At 68.3% G+C, this 24,381-nt stretch carries 10 protein-coding genes and 1 pseudogene; 6 read left to right on the plus strand and 5 right to left on the minus strand.

The features are described from left to right. Positions 1-191 precede the first annotated feature (191 nt). The 5 genes from Prum_RS16910 (at position 192) to Prum_RS16930 (ending at position 6,026) form a co-directional block, all read left to right on the plus strand. Positions 192-482 (plus strand): helix-turn-helix transcriptional regulator, encoded by a 291-nt coding sequence (locus Prum_RS16910; RefSeq protein ID WP_173077428.1) that lies wholly within the window; start codon positions 192-194, stop codon positions 480-482. After that, positions 479-2,407 (plus strand): N-6 DNA methylase, encoded by a 1,929-nt coding sequence (locus Prum_RS16915; RefSeq protein WP_173077429.1) that lies wholly within the window; start codon positions 479-481, stop codon positions 2,405-2,407. The genes Prum_RS16910 and Prum_RS16915 overlap by 4 nt, the downstream gene beginning before the upstream one ends. A 231-nt stretch (positions 2,408-2,638) precedes the next feature. After that, the gene (locus Prum_RS16920) at positions 2,639-2,887 is read left to right on the plus strand and encodes a hypothetical protein (RefSeq protein WP_173077430.1); all 249 of its coding nucleotides are present in this window, start codon (positions 2,639-2,641) and stop codon (positions 2,885-2,887) included. A 1,514-nt stretch (positions 2,888-4,401) separates the two neighbouring features. Then, positions 4,402-4,914, plus strand: a complete 513-nt coding sequence (locus Prum_RS16925) for a DUF4365 domain-containing protein (protein ID WP_173077431.1) — start codon at positions 4,402-4,404, stop codon at positions 4,912-4,914. A gap of 191 nt (positions 4,915-5,105) precedes the next feature. Next, entirely contained in the window at positions 5,106-6,026 is a 921-nt protein-coding gene (locus tag Prum_RS16930; protein WP_173077432.1) for a hypothetical protein, read from the plus strand. A 19-nt stretch (positions 6,027-6,045) separates the two neighbouring features. On the opposite strand, the gene Prum_RS16935 is transcribed toward Prum_RS16930, so the two are convergent. From Prum_RS16935 to Prum_RS16950, 4 genes are read right to left on the minus strand one after another with little or no spacing between them, the layout of a single operon-like run. After that, a complete protein-coding gene (locus Prum_RS16935) occupies positions 6,046-8,172 on the minus strand; it encodes a UvrD-helicase domain-containing protein (RefSeq protein WP_173077433.1) in 2,127 nt (708 codons plus the stop codon). Next, positions 8,172-14,516, minus strand: a complete 6,345-nt coding sequence (locus Prum_RS16940) for a DEAD/DEAH box helicase (RefSeq protein ID WP_173077434.1) — start codon at positions 14,514-14,516, stop codon at positions 8,172-8,174. The genes Prum_RS16935 and Prum_RS16940 overlap by 1 nt, the downstream gene beginning before the upstream one ends. Next, a complete protein-coding gene (locus Prum_RS16945; protein ID WP_173077435.1) occupies positions 14,513-19,219 on the minus strand; it encodes a class I SAM-dependent DNA methyltransferase in 4,707 nt (1,568 codons plus the stop codon). The genes Prum_RS16940 and Prum_RS16945 overlap by 4 nt, the downstream gene beginning before the upstream one ends. Continuing rightward, the gene (locus Prum_RS16950) at positions 19,216-22,101 is read right to left on the minus strand and encodes a helicase-related protein (protein ID WP_173077436.1); all 2,886 of its coding nucleotides are present in this window, start codon (positions 22,099-22,101) and stop codon (positions 19,216-19,218) included. The genes Prum_RS16945 and Prum_RS16950 overlap by 4 nt, the downstream gene beginning before the upstream one ends. 80 nt (positions 22,102-22,181) lie before the next feature. Between Prum_RS16950 and Prum_RS16955 the strand changes: the two genes are divergently transcribed. Continuing rightward, positions 22,182-22,640: a very short patch repair endonuclease gene (locus tag Prum_RS16955; RefSeq protein ID WP_173077437.1), complete on the plus strand. Its 459-nt coding sequence runs from the start codon at positions 22,182-22,184 to the stop codon at positions 22,638-22,640. Here Prum_RS16955 and Prum_RS54495 read toward each other — a convergent pair. After that, positions 22,630-24,371, minus strand: a pseudogene (locus tag Prum_RS54495) (DUF8724 domain-containing protein). The gene Prum_RS16955 and the pseudogene Prum_RS54495 overlap by 11 nt on opposite strands. Between the last annotated feature and the right edge of the window lie 10 nt (positions 24,372-24,381).

The following is a 24,381-nucleotide window of genomic DNA, read 5'->3' on the forward strand; positions in this document are numbered from 1 at the left end:
GCCTTGTTAACATCCCCGCGCGTTAACAAAGATTCCTTCTTGGATCGGCTCACCACGTTTTTCTACCGCAAATGCCCTGCCCGAAACCAATGCGGGCGAGGGCACGCGCTGCGAGCACTGGAAGTGCTCGGCTTTGACGGAGGGGCTACGCACCCCTAACCTCAGAAAGGTCCACAGGCGAGGCGGGGCAGATGAATCAACCGAGCGACCGAACGCTGAAGCAATCGGAGATCGCCAAGCTGGCCGGCGTGAGCCGCGCCGCGGTGACCCAATGGGTCAAGCGCCACCGGGACTTTCCGCGCGCCGATGGCAACGGTCGCTTCCCGTTCCGCGACGTGATGATCTGGCTGGGGTCTCGGCGCGTACATGGCTCGATACGCGATACCCACGACCACGCCGGCACCAGCTACGCCGACCGCGTCCATCGAGCCCTCGGCCCGGCGACCACCGGGGCGGCCACGCCCGCGGCCCCCTCCCGATGACCGAAACCGCCGCGCCGCCCGCCCAGGAAATGCCGACCCTCGGCGGCTCATCCCCAGCCGAGAACCTCGCCCTTTTGCTGGCCCTGACGTTCCTCCACACCCGGTACCCGGACTCCTGGGCGGCGCTGTTCGAGCAGGATCCGCCCGACTTCGGCGCCCGCGGCGCCAAATGGCTCATCGAACGCATCGCCGCAGCCGCAGACGAGGCGTCGCGCCAATGCGGCGCGCACTCCGACGTCATCGGCGTACTGCGAGGGCTGACACCGAACAGCGTCTCCGAGGTTCGGCGGACGATGACGCAGTGCGCCGCATTCGCCCCAGCGGACGTGCAGCGGATCGTCGACTCGTACGAGACTGCGCTGTCCCCCGAGGCATTTTTCACTCCCCGCGCCGTCGCGACGTTGATGGCGACGGCCCTGCGCGACAGCCCGGTGGAATCCGTCTACGACCCGTACGTCCGCGGCGGCGAACTTCTCACCGCCGCGGTAGACACGGCAGGCAAGTCTGCACGCCTGCGGCTGCATGGGGCGACCCCAAAAGCCCAGGCGCTCAGTATCGCCGGGCTGAACCTCCTGGCTCGGGGCGAGAACGTAAATCTTCGCGGCCCTTTCGACCAAGCGGGGCCCGAGCCGCGCACGTCGGGCACCTTCGTCTTGGCCAATCCACCCTTCAACATCGAATCGTGGCCCGATCGGGACAGCGATGCTGACTGGCACCCGTTCCCGGCCCCGCCGGCCCGTTCCACCTTCAGGTGGCTGCTGCATTGCGTCGAGCGGCTGGGCGAGAACGGCCGAGCCGCGATCATCATGCCGAACTCCGCTGCCGCTTCCGGTAACCGGCGGGAACGCGAGATCCGCCGCTGCCTTGTCGCACTGTCAGTAGTAGAGGCCGTGATCGCTCTCCCGCCTGGCCTGTTCGCCGATACCGACGCCGCGACCAGTCTGTGGTTCCTGCGCCGGCCACGCAGCTCGGATCAACCCATCCTGTTCGTTGACGCCGCAAACCGCGGTACCTACCCCCACGGTCAGCCCATTCTCGACGACGGTGCCGCGGCTGACATCGGGCGAGCCTGGCAGTTGTTTCTGGCCGACCGCGATGCCGGACAGCCGCACCGCGGTGTTCCTGGGCTGAGCGTCGCCGTCGCCAAGGAAGACATCCAGCCGGAGCACCACTCCCTCAACCCGGCCGAGTATCTCCCGAGCCAGGGGTGGCAGCCATCGACCCAGGGCGACGACCGACGAGCAAAGCTCCAGCTGCCCTACCTACGATCCTTCGACCGTCGCCGCGCGGCCGACATAGCGTCGGCCGCATTGTCGAAGCCGCCCCGTGGAGGCACGGTACGCATCGGATCCGTGTGCGAGGTCAAGGCCGGCTATTCGTACTCGAGACTGCCAGCCAAGAAGCGGTCGAGCGAGCCCGGAATACCCATCGTGCTGCCCCGGCACCTGCGACACGGGCGGATCGTGGTCGACGAACCGTCGACGGCCCCACCCGCCGTCGCCGCCGCCTTGCATCAGTACCAGCTACGTGCCGGCGACATTCTGTGTGTGCGGACCGGCGCGCTCACGCCGCCTGCTCTGATCGGACCGAACGAGACGGGATGGCTGGCGAGCACGAACCTGCTGCGCATCCGGGTCCTCGACCCCGATGCGATCGACCCCTATTACCTGTATGCCTACCTGCGTTCGTCCGCCGGAACCGAGCGGATGAAGACACTTGCCCGCTCCACCGCGGCCTCGTACGTGACCGCCGAGAACATCGCAGGGCTGGTGATTCCCTTTCCTCCGCCGGACCAGCTCCGGTCCTTGGCCGAGGCGCTGCGAACCCTCGACCAGGAGGTCACGGCGGCCCAGGATCTGGCCATCGAGGTCACGAAGGCACGCGACGCGGCGGCGGACCTTCTCTTCGCCCGAGGTACGCAATGAGAACGTCCCGACCTCCACACGCGTCCCGATTTGTCTTGGCCACACGAACCATGTCCGGCCGCGTCGAGATCGCCACCGTACCTGATCCGCAACGCCGGAGCCGATCTACCGGCGACGACGATCACGGGTGGCGAACGCAACTCGGACAGCGCCCGGCCAAACGGTCGGAGGCTCACCTTCTCGAAGAGCGCCTTGTCGTCACGCGCCTCGCGCACCAAGCGGGCGAGCGGGTTGTCGTTCTCCGCCCCGGACGAAGCCATGGCGCTTGACCTTCTCTCCCAGGTCAACCCCTGGATCGCAGTCGCCGCGTTGATCTCTCCCCTCCTGCTGCGCGTGGCCGGGCACGCACTCCCCCGGCTCATCGTCGCGGTAGTGGCAATTTTCAAGATTCCGGCCGACAAGCTGCCCGACGTTCTCAAAGCTCTGGCCGAGCTCTTCCGAGGCGACTCCCGCTCTCACCGGCGTGGCGGAAGACGATGACCGCCTTCCCGACCACGCGTATCGTCGTCAGCTGACGTTGGTCCAGGTGACAGAGGCATCGGCCATTCCGTCGTCCGCCCACTGTCAACGGCGAGATGGTCGCCCTCCCAGCCACGGGCACGGCAAAGTCGGCCGGCTCGGCGTTTAGGCTGGTAGGAGCTCCAGGAGTTTGAGGATCTGGCGGTTCTTGCGGGCGTTGTATCGCAGCGCGGCTGTGATGTTGACGGTGCCGCTTGGAGCAAATGCATGAGGACAGCTCCGCCCACGTGACCGCCAGCTTGTGGCTGCACTACCGCGAGCAGGAGCCGCGGGTGAGCGCCAGCAAGAACGGTGCCACGGTGTCGACCTGACTCTCACCGAGCTTGACGCACTCGTCGGCGGTTTCCAACGCCTTGCGGATCAGGGTCGCGGCCGGTCCGAGCAGCCGGCGTCAGATCCTCGGCCGGTTGCTTGACCAAACCCGGGTGGACTGATTCGCCGCGCCGTGGTTGGTGAAGGCACCATGGCGGGGCGCGCGGCTGATGGTCACCGGGTCGGCACGCGCGCCCTCGGACGGGGTGAACTCAGTCGGCGGACCGGCGTCGCAGAATCGTCCGCGATCCCGCCGGTACCGCAGGGCCATGGCCCGCCTTGGCGGCGAGCATGTCCGCGTCGATGGCGATGACCCCACCGAATTGGATCAGGAATGCCTCCATGCCTCCGCGACCGTGCCGCGCCGACGTCCAGGTCATGGACATGCCCAGCGGCGGCAGCAAGATCTGCGGCTACGCACGCCTTGTATCCGAGGAGCCCGTGTACTGGGGAGCTCGACCGCATTCACCGGCCAGGCCACACAGAGGACGAGAGGTCACTGCCGGGGCTTGCCCGGCGAGCTCGTCCGCCAATCCTGGTGTGTCTCGACGATCTCGCTTCCTCCCGCCCAGGTCATGCCGCAGACCGGGCACTTCCCCTACCAGTCGTCCCCGCCCTTCTGGAACTCAAGTTTTCCGCGATGGCCAGAGCCGGGGCAGTCCTGCTCAGCTTCATCCATCTCAAACTCCCATTCGTGTTCCGGCTGTGGGCTTGGGGGAAGTCCTTGGCTACGGGGCCTCGCGGCCATCTGCCGGAAGGCATCGGAGCGGCGATCCGCTCCACGTGACATCGAGCGCCTCCTGAGCCCTGTTGCAGGCCACGAACAGCAGGCAACGCTCCCGGAGAGGGTCACTATCGTGCTGGAGCCGGTTGACGTCGGCCGCCTCCAGTTTCTGGCGAAGGGAACCACTCGGTAGTTCACCCCTGCCACGGCGACCCACCGGAACTCCAGCCCCATGATCACGTGCATGCTCGCCAGGCGTACACCTTCCTCCCCAGGATCAGGATGATCCTTGACCCGCACCGTGGCGATGTCGGCCGCGGCGAGTCGAGATCGGAGCGGTCGACCTCTCTTGTCGCCCCCACGGTTCTGACAACGTCGCGTATCGTCCTCTTAGCGCAGAGCGATCGGGACCGACGGTGTAGAGCGGCGAAGGCGGCGCATGCGGTACGGGCGTTACAACTGGCAGGGTTACTTCGGCGAGTCGTTTGTGCGCGTCCTAGCCAGTGCCGCGGGCCTGGTGGCAGGCAAGCAGGACATCGACGTGACCGGCGTGGACTTCTCGATCGACTTCCCCGGTAGCCGGGGCACCACTCGCTACCCGAAGATCGAAGTCCAGGTCAAGTCATGGTCCAACCCAGCCGGGTCGGCGGACGCGTGGCATTACCAAATGACCGCCGACCACTTCAACGACCTGGCTGGGCCTGGCTTCCAGGTGCCCCGGTACCTGTTCCTCGTAATCGTCCCGGCCGATGCGGCGACGTATGCCGACGCCGACCAGCGGGAACTGCGGTTACGCCACTGTGGATACTGGGCGTCGCTGGCCGACCATACGCCGGTCGACGCGGCCCAACGGCACAGGGTCGCGGTGCACGTCCCGCGACGCAACCGCCTCACGGTGCGCGCGCTGCGTTCCTTGATGGGTGCCGTTCCCGCGCAGCGGAGCGCGACATGAGTCCCACCTCCGATGAGCTGCGCGCAGCCAACGCGCTTTCGCCTGAGGCCGTCGGTGCCTACCTGGCCAGCGCCGGGTGGCTACCGCGAGAGGCGGTGACGGGCGCCGCATTGTGGACGATGACGGAGGACGACGACGATTTCGAGGTCCTGCTGCCCACCCACCGCGGGCTGCGCGACTTCGGACTGCGGATGTTCGACCTGCTGAACACAATCGCGGTTGTCGAGGACCGGCCGGTGTCGAGCGTCCTGGCCGACCTGGCGAACACCAACGCCGACACCCTCACGTTTCGGCTGCTGCCGGAGGGGCCGCCGGGTACGATCCCGCTGCTGCACGGCGCCGACGCCGTACACGGTGTTCGAGAGTTACTGTTGACCGCCACGTACGCGAGCACCTTACCCAGACCGCTGCTCGTGCAGGGGCGCCGGCCGACCAACGTCTGGAGCTTCGCACGGCAGGTCCGGCTCGGCGCACCGCAGACCGGTAGTTGGATCGTCGCCGCGCACCTCACCATCCCCGAGGCGGAGCTTGACCCGAGGGCCGCAGGTGACGGTCCGTTTGCCCGTCAGGTGTCCCTTTACGCGCACCGTGGCGTGCGTGCGGCGCTGACCGCCGCCGGGGAGGCGCTGGGCGGCGACCCGGTGGAGCCGTTCCTGCGCCGCGTTGACGACGGTGTCTCGGCCAACCTTTGCGAAGCGTTGGCCCGGCTGGGACGCGACGACACCCCCTTCGAGGTGAGTTTCTCTTGGGCACAGCGGCTGCCGGCCCAGGCCGGTGCCGGGCGGTTCCGCTTCGACCGCAACACCATCAGGGTGATCCGCAACGCCGGTGAGGCGATGCGCGCCTCTACTCTGGACGGACGTGTCCAGGTGATCGGCGCGGTGTCCCAGCTGAGTCAGGGCAACACTGGTGTCGGCACCGCAGTGATCGACGGGATCGTTCATTCCCGTCACGGCGAAGCTGAGCAGAAGGTCACGGTGCGGCTGCGCGACACAGCCCACCAGACCGCGATCGAGGCTTACCGCACCCGGCAGTTCGTGCGGCTGACCGCCGAGGCCCGCCGCGGCCACATCGAGACAGTGCTCGACGTGGCCATCGTCCCGCCGACGTAGCGGGCCGCCGGCAGTTACATCACCGTCGATCGACGACTACCAGCTCGTCCCTGGCGCGCGTCGCGGCCACGTACCGCAGCGACCGAGCCCGCAACTCGGCGTCGGCCCGCTCCGAGGGGTCCAGCGTCTCCAGGCGTGCCATCTCCGCGGGCGATGGGCGGCCGGCCGCGAGCACGACCTTGGAGAACTCTGTGCCCTTGGCGCGGTGCATGGTCAGCACGGGTACCCGACCTGCGGGGGGCCGTTCACGGTCGACCGCGCGGGCGTCGACGCTTTGTTCGGTGAGCGCGGTGACGACGCGGTCGCGGTGGAACCGGTCCTGGACGAGGACGGCGACGGTGTCGGGGGCGTCTCCGGCGTCGAGCCAAGCGCGGACGTGGCGGGCGATGGCTTGTAGCTCCCCGGCGAGGGAGTCGACGACCAAGACCGTCGGGGCGGGGCCGGACCTGGCGGATCGGTAGCCAGTGGCCTCGGGTTGCTCCTCGAGGTCGACGTACTGGGCGCCCTCCAGCATGGTCATGGCGTACTGGAGGTTCTGGGCAGTGGTCCGGTAGTTGAGGGTGAGGCGCTGGGAGCGACCCACGATAGCGATGCCGTGGCGGCCCAGGACGACGCGGCTGCCGTAGATCCGCTGGTGGGCGTCGTCGGCGATGAACAGGTCGTCCGGCCCTTCGGCGACGAGAGCGCGGAGCAGCTGCCAATGGGCGGGCGACAGGTCCTGGCCCTCGTCGACCAGCACGTGATCGGCGGGCCGATCGGTCTGCTTCGTGAGGTGTTCCGCGGCGACGGCGGCGGCCTCGGTGAAGTCGAGACTCCCGTCGATGCGGCCCTGCGCCCGGTACGCGGCGACCAACGCCCACACAGCGGAGCGCTTCGCGCGGTCCAGGGCGACGCCGCGGCCGGGACGGCGTACCCGTAAATAGCCGGCCTCGTCTTGGATCTTGTTGGGCAGGACGACGTGGGTGTACTCGGTGCCGAGGAAGGTCTCGTTGGCCAGTTCGTGCGGCAGGGTCGTACTGGTGGACTCGATGGTCTCGCGCCAACGCGTGCTGGGTGTGCGGGCGAGGGGCGCGGAGCGGACTTCACCGAGGACGTCGCGTATCGCAGCGGTGAGGCCGTTGCCCGCGCCACGCAGCACCGCGCTGGCGAGGGCGTCGACGCCGGTCACGTAGACGCCGGGTTCGCCGAGTGCCTTGGCCTGCGGCGCGCGCGGGTCGAGTTGGGCCAGACTCTCGCCGAGGGCGTCGGCGAGGTTGGTGGTGAACGTGGTCAGCACGATCCGCGCCGCGGGCTTGCGGCGAGCAAGCGCACGTGCGCGGTGGACGAGCACGACGGTCTTGCCGGTGCCGGCACCGCCGGAGAGGCGGAACGGACCGTTGTAGCTGCGGTCGACATAGCGGCGCTGCTCGGGATGCAGGAAGACTCGCCAGGCGCCGAAGTCGCCCTGCTCGATGACCCGGCGCAGTTCGTCCTGGTCGTCGATGAAGGCGTATTGGAGCGCGGCGGCGGGCCGCTTGAGGGAATGCAGGACGTCGGCGTCGGCGTCGCCGGACGGCTCCGTCTTCTGGAGCTGCATGCGGGCGGCGATCGCCTCGACGGTATCGCCGGCGGCCAGGTCGACCAGGATGGTGCCGATCCAGCCCTCGTGACGCTGAGCGAGATCGAGTACGGCGTCCTCGTCGGCGGCGGTCAGGGCCTGCTCGACGACGTCGTCAGGTAGGCCGAGGGTATTGGCTATAGCCGTTTCGTCGTGCCCGAGGCGGACGAACAGCGGTACGACGGATGGCGGCGTGGGTTCGGGTGGGACGACGGGCGTCGGATGAATCTCTTCGATCTGCGGAAGCCCGTTGATGGGATTGACCTTCAGCCGTACCCGCTTGGCGACGGAGATCGCGTCGTCGTGGGGCCAGATGCCGTGGATGACGTAGTGGGTCTCGCCGTCGCCGTCGAGGCGGAACATGACGGCTCGCCAGAACTCGTCGACCCGGCCGGTGCGTACCCGCGGGTCGGCGCAGTGCTGGATCGGCTCGATGTGCAGGCCGGAGGTGGTGTCGTCCGCACCGAGTCGCTGCAGGAACGTCATCGCCTTTCCGCGGATGGAGCCGTCGATCTTGCTGGCAAGCTTGCCCATGATGATCGTTGGCATCATCGCTCCCGGTGCGTGTAGGTGCTGGCCTCGGCCAGCGCGGCGACGACGAGGTCGGGCGACGGCTCGACGATCCGCCAGCCCGCGGCGGACAGGTCCGCCCTGTCCTGCGGCGGCATGTGTTCGAACGCGACGACGACCCGCAGGTCGGGCCAGGACAGGTCGAGCGGGATGCCGTCCGGGCCTTCGACTCCGACGGCCGGAGGCGTTAGCCCGTCGTAACCGGCGAGCGCCGCGACGAGCTTGCGCTCCTCACCGGGAGCGGCGATGTCGTAGACGTCGGCCCAGGCACCGACGGGGCGGCCCGGCCCGGGTGTCTCGTCGACTGGGGCGGGCCCCGACGGTGCGACGAGGCTGGTCGTCGTCACCGTGGTCGGCCAGTCGCGCAGGGCGAGGGCGTTGGACAGCCGCAGCCATGCCCGCCACGCCTCGGCGTGGGCCTCTGCGAGCATGGCGTCGCGGTCGTCGAGTACGGCGGCCACCCGTACGACGTTGGCACCGGTCATCTCCACGACGGCGGCGAAGGCACCCGCGCGGTACAGGTGCACCCGGCGCGTACCGGTGGGCAGATGCTCATCGAGCAGGACCGCGCGGGCAACCTCCTCGAGGCTCGCCGTATCGGAAGCCAGGATGGGCTGCGCCCCCATCGACAGGAACATCGGGACGGCCCGCGCGACATTGCGTACGGCATCGGGGCTGGGGTTGGACACCCACTCCGCCAGCCAGTCGACGGGTGTCCGGCCCAGGCTCCGGTACGCCTCCGGCGGTGCCTGGAACGGCGGGACGTTCATGAGGTTGCCCGCCATGTCTGGGTTGTACCACTGCGGCACGGTGCCGGTGCCGTCCTCGGCAGCGAGGTCGCGGATCGTGACGGCGAGCACGACCAGGCCGGCGTCACGGAGGTTTGCGCGCTTGGCGGCGTCGTCCGCCAGCCGGTTGACGGCGGCCGTGGCGTGGTAGGCCCGCCCGTCCGTGAAGATCGCGACGTCCGGGACGTTCATATCGTTGGTTTCAAGGAGGAAGTCGGGCCGCGAGTCCCCGATGTTGGGCTGCGGCGTGAGGGTCCACTGCCGGTGTGCGCCCGGCAGGGTGAAACGAACGACGTTGCCGGTCGGACCGGGTACCTCAGTGACGGCTGCGCCGGTCCTGCGCAGGCGGCCGACGAACAACCGGTGGAAGGCACGCTCTAGGTGCGACTCTGGCTCCTCGTGCGGCGGCACCTCGGTCACGGCCCATGTCGTCCCTTCGGCGGCCTCGGCTTCGGGGGTCAATCCGAGCAGCGTACGCAGGTGGCGGTCGGCGGATGCCCGCGACACTCGCCGGACGGCCTTGGGGCTGACGAACGGAAGCAGGCAGCGATGGCAGGCGAGGCGATCCTCGTGCCGGCACTCGCAGCCGCGGACCCGATTCCATGCGAGGACGAGCAGCTCTCGTAGGCGTTCGGGCGTCGCGGTCTCGGCCAGATACCCGGTGCCGCCAGGCACCGCGTCGTGCAGCAAGATCGCGTCGTGGTTGTCGGTGCCGTCGGACAGCGTAGGGTCCACGACGTGCTCGACGAGGATGTGGTCCGGATGTCCACCCATCTGCTCACGCAGGCCAAGCAGCAGCGCCGCCGCGAGGCTGGGTAAGGCGAAGTCGTCCCCCAGGCTCACCGCGCGCGGCAGACGGATGAGCAACCCCTGGGTGCGTAGCGTCCGGGACAGGGCGACCGTGCTGGTCGTCTCGGTGGCGGAGGTCCGGTGTGGACACCACGGGCGGTGCTCGTGTGGACGGTTCCGTCCTGTGTCGGTGTCCTTCTTGCCGCAGCCGGAGCAGACCCGAAACAGCGTGCCCTGGCGTTCGCTGCCCGCGATGGTGCGTGTCGCGCCGTGCCCGGGCTGCCCCAGGTTGATCCACCGCAGGTCCACCACCCGCAAGTACGTGCACCCGAGGCCGGTGTCTTCGACGAACCAGCGGCGGACGACATGGGCGGGGTCTACGTCGGCGACTGCGGCGATCTGGAAACTCGCGCTACCGCGATCGTCCTTACGATCGGAGATCGCCACCTCGTCGCGGCGTACCTCCGCGGAGACGCGGGTCAGCTCGACCAGGTCGATGCGCTGCCCGGTGTCGTGGATGCCGCTGCTGCCGCAGCGAGGACATGACGGTACTGGGAGCTCCTGCCCGGACTCCATGACATCGGCTGCATACCCGCAGGCGGGACACAAGGTCCACGTCCGGACGGAGGCGCCGTCCAGGCCGAGGTCGATCGCGTCGACCTCGATCTCCCACCCGTGGGCGTAGAAGGTCGCGCCGGGGGCGAATTCGCGCAATGCGTGCGCGGAGCCGCGCCGGAACTGGGCGCTGCCGTACTCGTGCACCCCGCTGTCGGGGTCGGTCCAGGACAGCCCGACGTCGAGAGTGACCGTGTCGTCCAGGAGGGTGTAGTTGGGCAGCAGCCCGTACTCCTCCAGGACGCTGATCCAGTAGGTGCTGCGCAGGTGGGCGAGCTGGCCGGCCGTGAGCTTGCGGGTGGCCTCCGCTGACCGCAGCGCCTGTTTGTCGTCGTCGGTCGCCGCCGGCGAGGCGACGCGCGCCTCCAGGTCGGGCAACAGCTCGCTGATCTTCTTTTGCCGTTGCTCCAGTGTCGTGACCGTGTCCTGCCAGCGACGGCTGGCCGCCTGCACATGGACGGCGAACCCGCTGGTGCGTGGCCCGCCGGTGGGGCGCAACCAGTCGCCTAGGCCGCCTGTCACCTCGGCGGGCAGGTCTTCGAAGGTGTCCAGGAATCGGGGCAGGTGCTCGTCGGCGCCCTGCTCGGCGTGCAGGACCAGGTCGCCGAGGAAGGTGCCCGGCAACACGGACCGGATGGCTCCGCCCGCCGTCCGCGGGTGGCGGCGGCCAGGAGCACGCGCGAAGCCGTCCATCAGGTACGCGGTGTACTGCCGGCGCAGGATCTCCTCCGCCGCCAGATATGTCGCCGGCGGCCGCACCTCGCCGTCGATGACCGACAGCGGGTCGCCGAGCTTGGGCAGGTGCTCGCCGCGCCCGGTGACGAAGGCAAGGTTGAGCGCGTTGCCGGTGAGCCGCCCGGCACGCCCGACGCGCTGCAGGTAGGAGGCGACGGTACGGGGCAGCGACGCGAGGAACACCGCCGACAAGTCGCCGATGTCGATACCCATCTCCAGGGTGGGCGTGGCCACCAGGACATTGGGCGCCTGCGGGCTGGTGGCAGCGTCCCGGAATCCATCCTCGTACGCCAGGCGGGTCTCGTCGTCGAGCAGGCTCGTGTGTTCCCGGGCCACGACGCGGCGCATGTCCGGCGAGGCGTACAGGCGACGGTAGAAGTTGTCCGGTAGCGCCTCGGGCCCGAGGCGGCCGCGGCAGCGTACGTGCAGGCATGGTGCGCCAGTGAGCTGCCTGATGGCCGCCGCTGAGCCCGGTGTCGCGGCCCTGCACGTGTCACAGATCAGCAGGTGATGGCCCGCGAGGAGATCCGCCTCATCGGTGGGGGCGACGACGATCCCCGACGCGGGAATGGCGTAAACGGTGCCGCCGGACTCGCTGGTCGTCGTGGTCAGCACGCCGTCACGGGCCAGACGGTCGAACAGCAGGCGGGCAAGGCGCCCGCCGTCGGGCGGCGACACATCGAGTACGCGGGAGGTCCAGCGGGCGTACCAGGACTGGGCGGAGGTGACGGCGTCGAGGCTGTCGTAGCTGGTCGGCTGGGCGGAGCCGCCGACCTTCGGGTACCCGGGCCGGGGCCGGTCCCTCGGAAACGCGGGCATGCCCTGGCCGCGGGGCCGGCCACCCCAGATGGACCAGTCACGGCCGTCATCGGCGCGATACTGGCTAAACCACGGGTGGTCGATGGCGCCCTTGGCGCGCATTCGGTCCAGCACCCCACGGACCCACTGCACCAGCGTCGCGTCGTCTGGGCCGGTCGAGCCGAGGGTGGCCTGCCACGAGGTGTTTTGAAGTGCCGCCCGCGCGATATATGCCATCCGCGTCGGTTGGCCCGCCTCGACCTCCACGGCGACTGAGCCGGTGAGTTCCAGGGTGCGGCCCGTGCGTGAGTTGAGCCCGAACTCCAGCGCCGCGTCGAGCGCCAGCCGGTTGCGGACTCGCGCCCGCACCGGGGCCCGCACCGACCGCCGCGTCTTGGCCCGCCAGAACTCCACGAAGGACTCTCGGTCCGCGCAGTCGGGTGCGAGGATGCGGTATCGGGCGAACGGGTCGTCGCCCGCCTGCCGGATCACCTCGTCGACGAGTGCGTCGAGCGTCAACGCGCCCTCCGCCACCGCCTCGCGTAACACCGACCGCAGGGTGAGCGTGTGCGACCGCGCCTGCACGAACCCGGCCCGGTGCGCCGCGTCCTGGACGGAGTCGGTGAAGACCAGAGCCTTCTTCTCGCGGGAGTCGAGTGTCGGCGAGCCGAACAGCGTCGACAGCGACACCGACAGCAGCGTGGCGACCGCGCTACCGAGGAACCGGATCCCGTCCTGCTGCCCGCACGACGGGCAGGTGTCCTTGCGGCTCTGCTCGTCGGCGTCCAGGCCCACGAGGGTGAGCACCGGCAGCACCCAGCCGTCGCGCAGGTCCGCGTCGTCCTCGGCGACAGTGGACGTCAGCTCGCGGTTGCGGACGGAGAACCACACCAACCCGTCGATCCGCTCACCGTCCTCCAGACGCGTCGCGGCCTCGGCCGGCGCGTACAACAGTGGCCGGAACCGGCCCTCCTTGACCGCGTGGTTACGGCGAATGTCGTCGTCGTTGACGGCGAGGCTGTCGCCGACCGGTGCCAGCCCGACCCCCCAACCGGAGCGGCCACAGTGCCGGCAGAAGATGGCCGGGAACGACGGGCGTACCTCCTCGGCGTCGCCGCCGGCGACCGGCGGCCCGTCGTCGCCCCACCGAAACTGCGCGGTCGCCGCGGCGGCGCGGTCGATCCGGGTCAGCTCGCGGACCCACAGGTGGGCATCCACGGACAGCGCGCCGCGCCCCACGACCGCGCGAACGTGGCCGAGCATCCCGAGTACGTGCGACAACAAAGTCTCCGCCCGGACCGCGCCGCTACCAGGCCCGAGGACCCGCGCGGCAAGTGAGTCGAGCGCAACGGCGTGCTCGGCCTCCTTGGCAAGGTCGTGGACGAGCGGGTGCGCCCGGCACAGCGCCGACAGCAACTCCGGGTCCGCGCTGGCGATCCGGTCTTCCTCGGTCCCGTATAGCGCGGCGAGGACGGTGTGGGCGACCTGCTTGCCCGTCGGGTTGTGGCTGAGCCCGGTGACCGCCTCGACGGCAGCCGCCACGTCCAGCGACTCGACCTCGACCGGCGCGAAGCCCGCTGCCGCGACAGCCTCGGCCGCTCCTGCATTCCACTCGTCCAGCCCGAGCCGCGTCTCGGTGATCACCGCGTCGGCGTCGAAGGCCTCTCCGAAGACGACACGGGCGAAGTCGAGCATCACCGTCGGGTCGCCCTTGTCGCCGAGCGTCGCGGATGTCGCCACCGGTGTGACGAGCCCGAGCGGCCGGGCGCGGGCGGCGTCGTCGATCCGCGGGTCGTCGCCCGGCCAGTGGCTCTTGAGCGCCAGCCCGAGGCGGCGCAACAGCATCGCGACGTCGGTGCCTTGCGCGCCGTCGTAGGTGTGGAACTCATCGAGTACGAGGTAGCGCAGGCTGGTCGCGGACTGCTGCCACAACGCCTGGTCGTCGTCGCGGAGCAGTAACTGGTCGAGCATCTTGTAGTTGGTGAGCAGGATGTCCGGCGCGGTGTCCCGGATGATCCCCCGATCGGTGATCAGTCCGTCGGCGGTCACTGCGGTGCGGGTTGGCCCTGACTGTCCGGTGTAGAGAGCGGCAGTCACGCCGGCCAAAGCGGCGTGCGTGGTGAGCAGCTTCGTCAGACGCGCGGCCTGGTCGTTGGCGAGCGCGTTCATCGGGTACAGGATGAGCGCCTTCATACCCGCCTCGCCGTCGCGGCGAGCGCGCAGCACGTGGTCGAGGATCGGGTACAGGAACGCCTCGGTCTTACCCGAGCCGGTACCGGTCGTGACCAGAGTCGGGAGTGGCCGGCGTGACTGGCCGTTCACCGCCGAGGCAAGGCGTGCGAACGCCGCCGCCTGATGACCATAGGGCGGGAAACCCTCGTACCACTCCAGCGTGTCCCGCCAACCCTCGTCGGCTGGGCGATACGGCAGGCGCAGCCGCACATACGGGCCTTTGAACATGCCGGAGTCGGGATCGGACAGGAACCGATCCAGCCCGTCGCGGGCGTCCCCGTCGGTCAGCCCGAACGTCGTCGTCAGGTAGTCGACGAGACTGTGCCGGACGTTGCTGGCCTGAAGGGTGGGGAGCAGTTCGCTCACGAACGCTCCTGAAGGAGCCGCTCGAAGTGGGCGTACGCATGCCGCATGTCCGCCTCCCGATCCAGTGTCACGAACGGCATCTCGTAGGTGTACGTGTTGCCCGCCTGGTTGCTCGCGGTCCGCTCCTCCGCCGTGATCCGCTCCCCCTTCTTCCGCCACACGCTCAACACCGAATTAGGTACGAGCCGCCCGTTCGCGTCGTAGTAGTACACATTCCGGTCGTACCCGTAGAGGACAGCGAACTGCGTGCGATAAATCGTGCACAGCTCATCGGCGGTCAGCCCAAGCATGAGCGCCACGAGCGCATCGATTTCCACAAGGGCTTGTCGCCGATCCGCAGCGATCCGCAATGGCGTATCTGCGTTCCATCCCGGCTCGACCTCACCGAGCGGCCTGCGACGCAGATGCTCTAAACCACCGACCCAAGTATCATCTCGAAAGGACGATACATAACAGTCTTGCCAGAGTTCTGCGTACGCACCTGTGACACAATTCAGCCTCAGTACGCGCAACGCAATGACATCCTTTAGTGCGAGCGGCGGAGGAGCCCAGGGTAACCTATTGACCGTCTTTAGAAGTATGTCGTCCTTAGGAACACAACGGATCACGAAGTCCGCAACAAGCGAGCCCATAATTGCCTGTATGGCTGGAAGGAGATCGTGTTCTCCATCCAGCCGACCCAGCGAGTAGACGTTGTGCACATGTGCTGCTCCGGGAGGCAACACCGCGGACATGAGCGTCCGCTCGCCGGTATTCGCTGCTCTGCGACGCCACGCAATACGGTACGACGCCCGAGCGGCGCGGCGAGTGTCTCTGTCACCCCAGTGGGTGTAGTCGCGATCGTAACGGTGTCGGTCATCACACGGCTTGTAAATGGTGACAGGCATCGAGTCTGGATGTAGATCCTCAAGATCCACTACGGACCAATCATCCTTGTTTTTCATCGTCGGGTTTGGGGTTTTAAAGAAGGGCCTCGCAATAGAAATGTGGGAGCCGTGGATGATGACATCCTCCCACGCCTCTGGCGCACCCCATCGCGTTTCGAAGTAGCCCTTTCTCCAATCGCCGGTTTCGTGCCATCCATCGGATGAGCGCAAGTCTAGCTCTCCGATACGACGCGATCTCGACAATTTGTCGAGGACCGATGCAGTTGAATGATTGATGACAAAGACTGCTTTTGTATGCAAGAGGTCATCTGATGACTCCAGAAGAGTACGCCACGTTTCGATGGTCTCATTCGTCACCTTGGTCAAGCGTCCCTTGTGCGGGCTAAGATCCCACGCCGCCGAGTCATCTTTCATCCCGGGCTCGGGACCGCTGCCGTCGTGAGTTAGTGACCTCTGGGCAGTGTCCGGATGGTAGAGCCAGCATGCTTGTACGAAGTCAGCGTTACTCGTGCGTGCCCCGTGGACTGTAACCCCGAACTGCTTTTCGTCCTTGATCTCGAAGAGTCTAAGCTTATTTTGGAAATGCCAATGCCGGCGTAGCCTTAGGTACAGCTCCGAACGGAGAGCACCAGCGCGCTCGTCGGTGAAGTGCGTGTCATAATGAATCATTCCAACAATCCCGGACGATGACAGATGCCGCCACATCTGCTGCATGAAGCAACGGTATAAGTCCGGCTGCAGCCCTTGCAGATGCGGGTACTGGGCCCTCGAGCCGACGAACTCGGCGAGACAGGCAACGTCTGTCGCGCCATCGATGACAAGGTTCCGGATGCCGGGCAGTTCCAGCGTCGCCTCCCGATGAGCCTGCGCCTCCGTCTGCGCCTGCTTTAGCCCGAGTTGCCACGACGGGTCGCCCTCCGCCAGCAGCGCGTCCATGTCGGTGATCGGTCGGACCCAGGGCGGATTACCAACCTGGAGGTCGAAGCCACCGCGGGCGAACACCGTGGCCAAGTCTAAATTCCAATGAAAGAAGCCCTGCTGGCCGGCCACTCGCTCACACACGACGAGCCACCGGTGGTCCCGCAGCACGTCAACCAGCGGCAACGCGTGGGCGAAGGTGAGTTCGAGTTGCTCGGCTTCGTTCAACTCGTCCCATCTCGCCCCTGCGGCGAGCGTGTCGCGGGGTAGGGTCTTCCTGCGCAGCTCGGGACTGCGGCCGAGCAGCGTCTGCAGCCCTGCGATCCACTGCGCCATCGTGGGCGGCTCCACTCGTACACCGTCTACAGTGGTGAGTTCTTCGGTGAGCGGCCAGAACCACAGCGCGGTCCAGGCGTCCATCACGCGGCGCAGGCGCCGGTAGGCACCGTTCTCGTCGGCGAGCGCCGCCTCGATCTGCTCGCGCTGCACGGCACCGCCGATGGGTAGGTCTCCAGCACCCCACAGCGGGATTGCGCGGCGGATCTCCTGCTCGGCGATGCGCAGCCGCCGGTACGCGATCTGCCACAGCACCTCGACCCGGTGTGCCAGCTCGGCGAGCGCGTTGACCTGCTGCTGGTTCGGCTTCGACTTGACGCTGCTGCGCCATGCCTTGAGGCGTTTGGCCGCGTCGGGCACGAGTGCAGCGGCCTCCTTGGCGTCGGCGGCTGCACCCCAGCCGTTGGCGGGCAGCAGGAAGTGGTGGACGCCGTCGCTGGCGACACGTCCGGCGTCGATGTCCTCCACCAGCGACGTCAGCGGTACGTCGGTCGGCACCGCGCCGAGCCAGGACTTGTCGCTGACCTGGCTACGCCGGTAGACCGCGCGCCGGGCACCGACGAGGGAGTTGCCGCGCCGCAGGTGCAGACCGAACCACGGGGCGGACAGCCCTTCCACCATGGTGTCGAGCCACAGAGAGATCTCGGCCAGCTCGACGGCGGTGGCGTTGAGGTCCACGCCGTACACGTTGTGCAGCGCCAGGTATGCCTTGACCTCCTGGAGGCGGCGCGGGTACTCGTCGGGGTCGATCCGTTCGCCGAGCTCGTCCTGGCGGCGCTTGAGGTACTGCTCGGCGAGCTGCCGCACGGCCTCGATGGCGAACGCGCCCGAGCCGAGCGCTGGCTCGCAGACGGTCATTTCGAGGATCTCTTCGGCCTTGGTGGTGCGGCCGTCCTGGTCGAGTAGCTCTTCCAGCGCCTGGCCGACGGTGAAACGGGTGAGCACCTCGGGGGTGTAGTACGACGCGGACTGCTGGCGCTCCCGCCCGGCGAGGCGGAACACGAACGACCCCCGCTCGTGCAACACCGGCCGTAGTTCACCAGTCGATGAGTCGGGGGCCTTGATGAAGTCGGTGGCCGCGATGCCGTCCGCCCGTTCGACGGGGACGACCCACGAGCCCTTGGAACCGTCGCCGTTCTTGGCCACCTCGTACAGGTCGGTCTCGGCGAAGAAGCCCGTGTACGACATCAGGCCCTCGTAGACCGCGCCGAGCTGGTTGATGCCCAATTCGGCGTACGAGATGAAGCCTCTGTCCTTGCCCCGTGCTTCCTTGCTGAGCAGCAGGTGCGCGAGCACCTGCTGTAGGGCGGCGTTGCCGAGGCCGACCGCATCGATGTGCGCGGTCGCCTCCGGGCGGAACAGGTCGGCACGCAGGGCGTTGAAGGTCAGCCCTTCCCCGAACACGTCGCCGTCGTCGCTGGTGGCGGGCGCGTGGCCGCGATCCACGAGCCGGAAAAGGACCATCAGCGAGTCGTACAGGTGCGTGCCGTTGCGGCCGTGCGGCGTGGCGAGCTCTACCTGGACCAGCTCTCGCAGCCGGTCGAGGCTGTACCCCTGGTCGTACTCCTGCGCACCGACCGGCAGCACGCCGAGCTCGGGTGACGCTTCGGCATACAGCAGGAACAGGATGCGGTAGAGGAACCGCAGCGACTGCTTGGCCAGCGGCTGGGCCTCACTGGCCGGCAGCGGGTCGAGTCCCTTGTCGCGGCGGCGCCGGACCACCTCGTTCGCGATGATTTCGATGGACAGGCGGACGCCGTCGCGCAGGTCCTTGGAGACGCCGACGGTGTGCTTGACGGAGGCTTCGAGGATGCCGTGCCACCACAGCTTGCCGTCCGCGTCGGGGCCGATCGACTGAGCGCACAGGCAGGTCAGGGCGCGGTCGATCTCACCGCCCTTCTTGGTGTCGTTGCGCTCGCAGACGAGCTGTACGTCGACGGCGAGGTAGCGACCCTCGGCCCAGCGTTCCCGCTCGGCGAGCAGTGCCCAGCGCCCGGCGAGCACGAGAATCAGGTCCGGGGCGTCGTCCGCAACGAACAGCGCCGACAGCAGCCGGGCGGCGGACTTCACCTCGTCGGCGTCCTCGGTGAGTTGCACCGGTTCGCGCAGCGACACCGTGTCGCGGGCGAGTAGATCCTCGACGGCGGCGACCGGCCGCGCGGACACGACGACCAGCGGCGCCCGGTCGGTGGCGCCGGGCGCCGACACACGCAGCAGCGGACCCTGACGGTCGAGGAGCAGTCCATGTTGGTTCAGTTCGAGTACGTCGAGCAGGCGCTCGTGGACCGCCGTGGCGAGTTCGTCGGGGTTCTTCGCGTCGCGCAGGTCGGTGGCGGTCGCCGGGTCGAGCAGCTCGGTCAGCGTCGCGAGGTCGGTTTCGAGGCTATGCCGCGCGTCGGTAAACCGGGACCGCGGCGTCGGTCGGCCCTCCTTGGCCTCGGCGTCCCACGCGTCCCGGCGTTTCTTGACCTCCGAACGGAACGATTCGCCCTTGGCCTCGGTCGTGAAGTAGTGCTCCGAGATCCAGCCCTCACCGACGAGGACCGCGTCCGAGCCGCTCACCGCTTGCTTCCCTCCGTGTCCGGCACGACCACCAGCAGCGGCCGCACGAGCTGCCGGTCGGGCGCCATCGCCTGGACCAGCACCCGTTCCTGCTCCACGCTTGCTCTGCGTTGTTTGACCTCGCTGCGCTGGATCAGCGCCTCCGCCTCGTCGTCCCAGTGGTCGAGTCGCCGGGACCACTCATCGACCCGGCGCGCCACGTCCTGCCCGGCGGCCTCGAACACGGTCATCAGGTGCTTCTCGGCCTCGTGCACTGCCGGCGCCACGAGTCGTTGGAGCATGTCGATGTCCGCGACCGGTCCTGGGTTCGTGCGGGCGCTGTCCCAGCCCAGTGCGTGCAGCGCCTCCCGGGCGGAGCCGTGCGGGGCTATCAGCGCGAACGAGGGGGCGCCCGGTGTCGGGAACTCCGCCGTCAGCCAGGCCGCCGACACGACCTGGCCGCGCCGGTTGGTCAGCGTGCCCAGCAGCAGAACCGTCGGGGCGTCGACGACTCCGCGGACCGCGAACACCTCGTTGCGGCCCAGGGCGGCCAGCGCCCGATCCGCCGCCCAGTCGAGGACCGGATGCAGCGGCGCCAGGTAGTGGGCGTCCGGCCAGGACAGCTTGGCCTCGTCGCGCAGCGCCGCAGCGAGCCGTTCCTTGCCGCGTGCCTGGGTCGTGGCGAGCACCAGCCGTTCGGTGACACGGCGCTGCGCGAGGTACGCCTGCGGCAGCACTTCCAGGCGCTGCGCCAGGTCACGCGGCGGGGTCAACTCGATGGTGCCGAAGGCCGGGTCGCGCCGCCATCCGACGCCGCCGCGCGCAGGCGGCGCGGTCGGGTCGATGAACGCCTCCCGCAGAGCGTCTTCGAGGTACGAGACATCGTCGTCATAGAGGCCCGCCCCGTGGTCGATGGCGAACTCCTGCGCCGCCGGTGCCTGGTGGTCGGTGGCCGGCTCGGTCGGTGCGTCGAAGAGCTGCGTGAACAGGGCGGCGAGGTCGTTGCCGGCGGCCACCTCGGCGACCGGGCGTACGACATCGTCGAACTGCTTGCTCCCGGCGAGGACCGCGCGGATCTCGTCTTCCTCGCCCTTGATGTCGAATCGGCCCATGAGCGAGGCGACGTCCCCGAGCGTGCTGTGGGCCTCGTCCTCCTTCTCCATGAGCTTCGCCAGGATTCGCACGTCGCCGGCGAACCGTTCACTCGACGGGTCGAGCAGCAGAGCGGTCATCCGTGGCGGGCGTTTCTGCCCGTACCGGTCGATGCGGCCGTTGCGCTGCTCGATCCGGATCAGGCTCCACGGAATGTCGTAGTGGATGAGCTCGTGGCACTGCGGGTGGAAGTTGACGCCTTCGGAGGCGACGTCCCCGGTAACGAGGACCCGTACCGGAGCCTGTTCCTGCTTGAACTGGTCCACGATGCGTTGCCGTTCGTCGTCGGTCAGGCCACCGTGCATCAACTCCACCGCGTCAGCGGGGAGCCCGAGATCCTTCGGCAGGCTGCGGTGCAGCCAGCGCAGGGTCTCTAGGCGCTCGGCGAAGACCACCGCCCGCGTGGGCGAGCCCTTACCCACGCCGAGGTCCTTGAGGTGCTGCACGAGGCAGGTGTACTTGGCCGAAGGTTGCCGCAGGGTCTTCTCGTTCAGTGCGGCCAGGCGTTGCAGTGCGTCCCGCTCGGTTTCGGCCCGTTCGTCGTGACCGAGCCGGCTCAGCCGTCCGTCGATGGTTTCCTTCAGCGCCGCGGGCGAGGACAGAAAAGCCTTGGCCAGCGTCCAGGGAAAAAGCGACGCGTTCTGCCCGGAGTACGGGCTGCCGCCCCGGCCGGGCCGCAGCCACGTCTGCTCCAACTCGCGAGCTACGGCGTCCTCGGCCGGGGTGGCGGGCACGAGCAGGTTGTTGGGCTCCTGGCGCTCCGCCCAGTCGGCGCCGACGACGCGCGCGACCTCCGGGCTGTGCCGGTGCCGCCGTACGACGAGCCGCCGTACCTCATCGGGGTGAAGCGTGTCGTCGGCTGGGACTGCCGACGGGTCCAGCAGCCGGACCAGCTCCGCGAACGATTCCTTGCGGCCGTTGTGCGGGGTGGCGGAGGCGAGGATCAACGCCTCGGTGTTGCGCGCGAGCAGTCGCGCCAGCCTGTTGTTCAGGGTCGTAACGTTGGAGAGGTTGTGCGACTCGTCGATGACGACGGCGTCCCAGCGCTGCTTGCGCAGGCTCGCGACATATCTATCGGACTTGAGCGTGTCGATGGAGATGATCGCCCGCTTGTAGTACGTGAACGGATTCCGCGTCGCAGGTAGCTTCTGCCGTACCCGCTGGATGCCCGCAGAGTCCAGGCGGACGAACGGGAGCGCGAACCTCGTCCACAGCTCGTGTTGCATCTGCTCCAGCACCTGGCGTGGCGTCACCAGGAGGATGCGGTCGCCGCGGCCGCGGCGTACCAACTCGGACAGGATCATGCCGATCTCGATGCTCTTCCCGAGGCCGACCGCGTCAGCGAGCAAGATCCGCGGTCGCAGGTTCTCCGGATCCAGCGCCTTTCGCACTGCCGACTGCTGGTAGCTCAACGCGTCGGCGAGCCCGTGTGTGGCCACCGACAGAGCGCGCTCCCCAAGCGGCACGGCAGTCTTGCGGATCGTCGACTCCAGCCACAGCCGCGCTGTACGGTACCGAGGGCTGTGGTCGGCCACGACGGTGGCCTGCGCCGGCTCCAGCGGCCGCACGGCGTCGAGATGGGTGTAGAAGGAGGCGCTGGTGTCGCGGACGATTTCGCCGAGACCCTGGACGTGGATCAGGGTGCCGTCGGCGGTCACCTCGGTCGCACGGACGAGCCACTCCTCATCGCGAACCTCGACAACCGATCCTGGCGCGAGGGCACCGCTGACCTCGGGCGGTGTTGCCGTCACAAGCGCATTCTCCGTCCTGGGAACGTCACTACAGGTAAGATTCTTGCCTCGCGAAGAGTAGCTTGGGTCCAAGATCCGTTATGTCACCAGATAGGGTGGGACAGATAGCCCGAAAGTCGGCCACCGCAGTGCCGCTCGACGCCGCGACTTCGGCCAGACTGCGGCGGCAGCCTAGGTCCGCCACCAAGCCCGAAGTGTGGCTGCGTCGCGAGCTGCACCGGCGCGGCCTGCGGTTCCGAGTCAACCATCCAGGGCTTCCCGGTCGCCCAGACGTGGCGTTCACCCGGGCGAGGATCGCGGTCTTCGTCGACGGCTGTTTCTGGCACGCCTGCCCCGAGCACGGCACCCTGCCCCGCAACAACCGCGAATGGTGGCAGGCGAAGCTGGACCGCAACGTCACCCGCGACCGGGCCAAGGACGCCGCCCTCGCCAGCCTGGGTTGGACCGTGCTGCACGTGTGGGAGCACGAGGCAGCCGAAGCCGCCGCCGACCGGGTCGAGGCCGAGTGGCGGCGCCGGCTGCCTGCCGTCACGAGCTGACCGGCGTTCGCAGGTAGCCGCCCGCGCCGAACAGCGTGTCCCGGTTGAGGAAGCGGTTGAAGAACCGGCACGACGGCTCTCCCAGGTGTACGCAGGCGCTACACGCCCCGCTGCCGCGGCTGCATCCTGGATCGAGCGGACAGCGGTGCTCCGCGTCCACGAATGCGTCCAGCAGATCGTCGAGATTGGACTCGAACACCGCCTGCATGCCACCGAGGACGAAGTCGCCGCGTGCGGCGGCGTACACGAAGAACCCAGATGGGCAGGAACGAGGTACTCGCTCAGCGCGTCCCGTTCGATGCCTGAGAACACCGCGGCCTGCCGAATGAACCTGTGCGCGTACGTGTGGACGAGCTTCAGCACGTCGGTGCCCACCGATTCCACCGACGGGTCGTCACGTTTGGAGGGCACCACCGCGGATTGCAGGACCGCGACCCGTGCGGCGACCGGATCGCTGTCCCCGGACGTCCACCCGGGCACCTGGTGACCCCGCCCCAGCAACCACGTCGCGACCCGCACCGGGTCGAGGCGGATCAGGAAGGCTTCCGTCTCGGCGAGGTTGCCGTAGAGCCGGTACCCACCGCGCTTTCGCCGGAACGGCACCAGGCGGCTTTTCCTCGGGTCGTCATCGCCGCGGGTGTAGCCGTACATCGCGTTCAACAGTGGGAACCGGTCGACGAGATCCAGGCCGTCGATTCCAGCCCGGGCGAGCGCCGGCGGGTAGCTGTGCCTGTAACGCACGTCGAGGGCGTCACCTCGTGTAGTGCCGCGCAGCTCCGTCGTCGGCATCCGGCTCTCGGCGAGCGCCATCGCGATGTCGACTGCCTCCCGCTCGGCCTCCGCACGCCGCTCCGCCGACAGCCGGTCGACCGGGTGGTCGCCGGGCCCGGCGAGCTGCCCGCCCTGCTCAGCCATGTCCGCCATCGACTTGGCGAAGGTCGGGTCCATGCCGTCGGCGATCAACTTAGCGAGGAACTCCTCCTTCGTCTGCTTCGCCGTCACGTCTGCGGGGCGTCCGGCGGTCAGACCTTCGACCAACCAGACCAACGCCTTGCGGGCTCCACCCGCGAGCTTGAGGCCTTCGCGGTGCTCGGGTCTCGGCGGGTTGATGAGAACCATGCCACGCGGTGTGTAGACAGCTCGAGCCTTGTGCACGTTCCACCGAACCGAGCCGTTGCCACACGCGCAGGGTCGGTTGAAGCCCAGGCCCGGCATCGTCTGTTTGTTGCAGGAGGGGCAGACGAAACTGATGTCCGCGGCCTTGGCGCTCTTGGGGATGACGAGCTTGACGTCGTCGTGTTCGGCGCAGCGTCGGATCCACGGCTCAGTGATCGCGCCGCAGTCGTGGATGCCGACGAAGTGCAGCTGACCCCATTTGCGTTGTCCACATTTGCACGGCCGTTCCAGGGACTTACCGATGCGTTTGCAGGCCCGGCACAGCCACACCTGCGGGTAGCGCTCGACCGTGACCCCGCGCCGCTCGTCGAGTTCGACGACCTCGATGGGGGTGCTGCGAAGCAAGTCGTCGCCCATACCGCCGTCGGTGCCGTGGGCGATCCATGCTCCCACCTCGCGGAGCAGGTGTCGGCGTACGAGGTCGGTGTCGACCTCGATGGGACTCGGTGCCGACCATTCGGCGACCCGATAGATGTCGCCCCGCAGGTCGACCGTCTGGTCGGGCAAGAACGTACGCAGGATCTGACTGCCGCTACGGCTTCCGAGAACCGTCATGTCGTCCGCC

This window comes from Phytohabitans rumicis (genome assembly GCF_011764445.1).
Taxonomy (GTDB): Bacteria; Actinomycetota; Actinomycetes; order Mycobacteriales; family Micromonosporaceae; genus Phytohabitans; species Phytohabitans rumicis.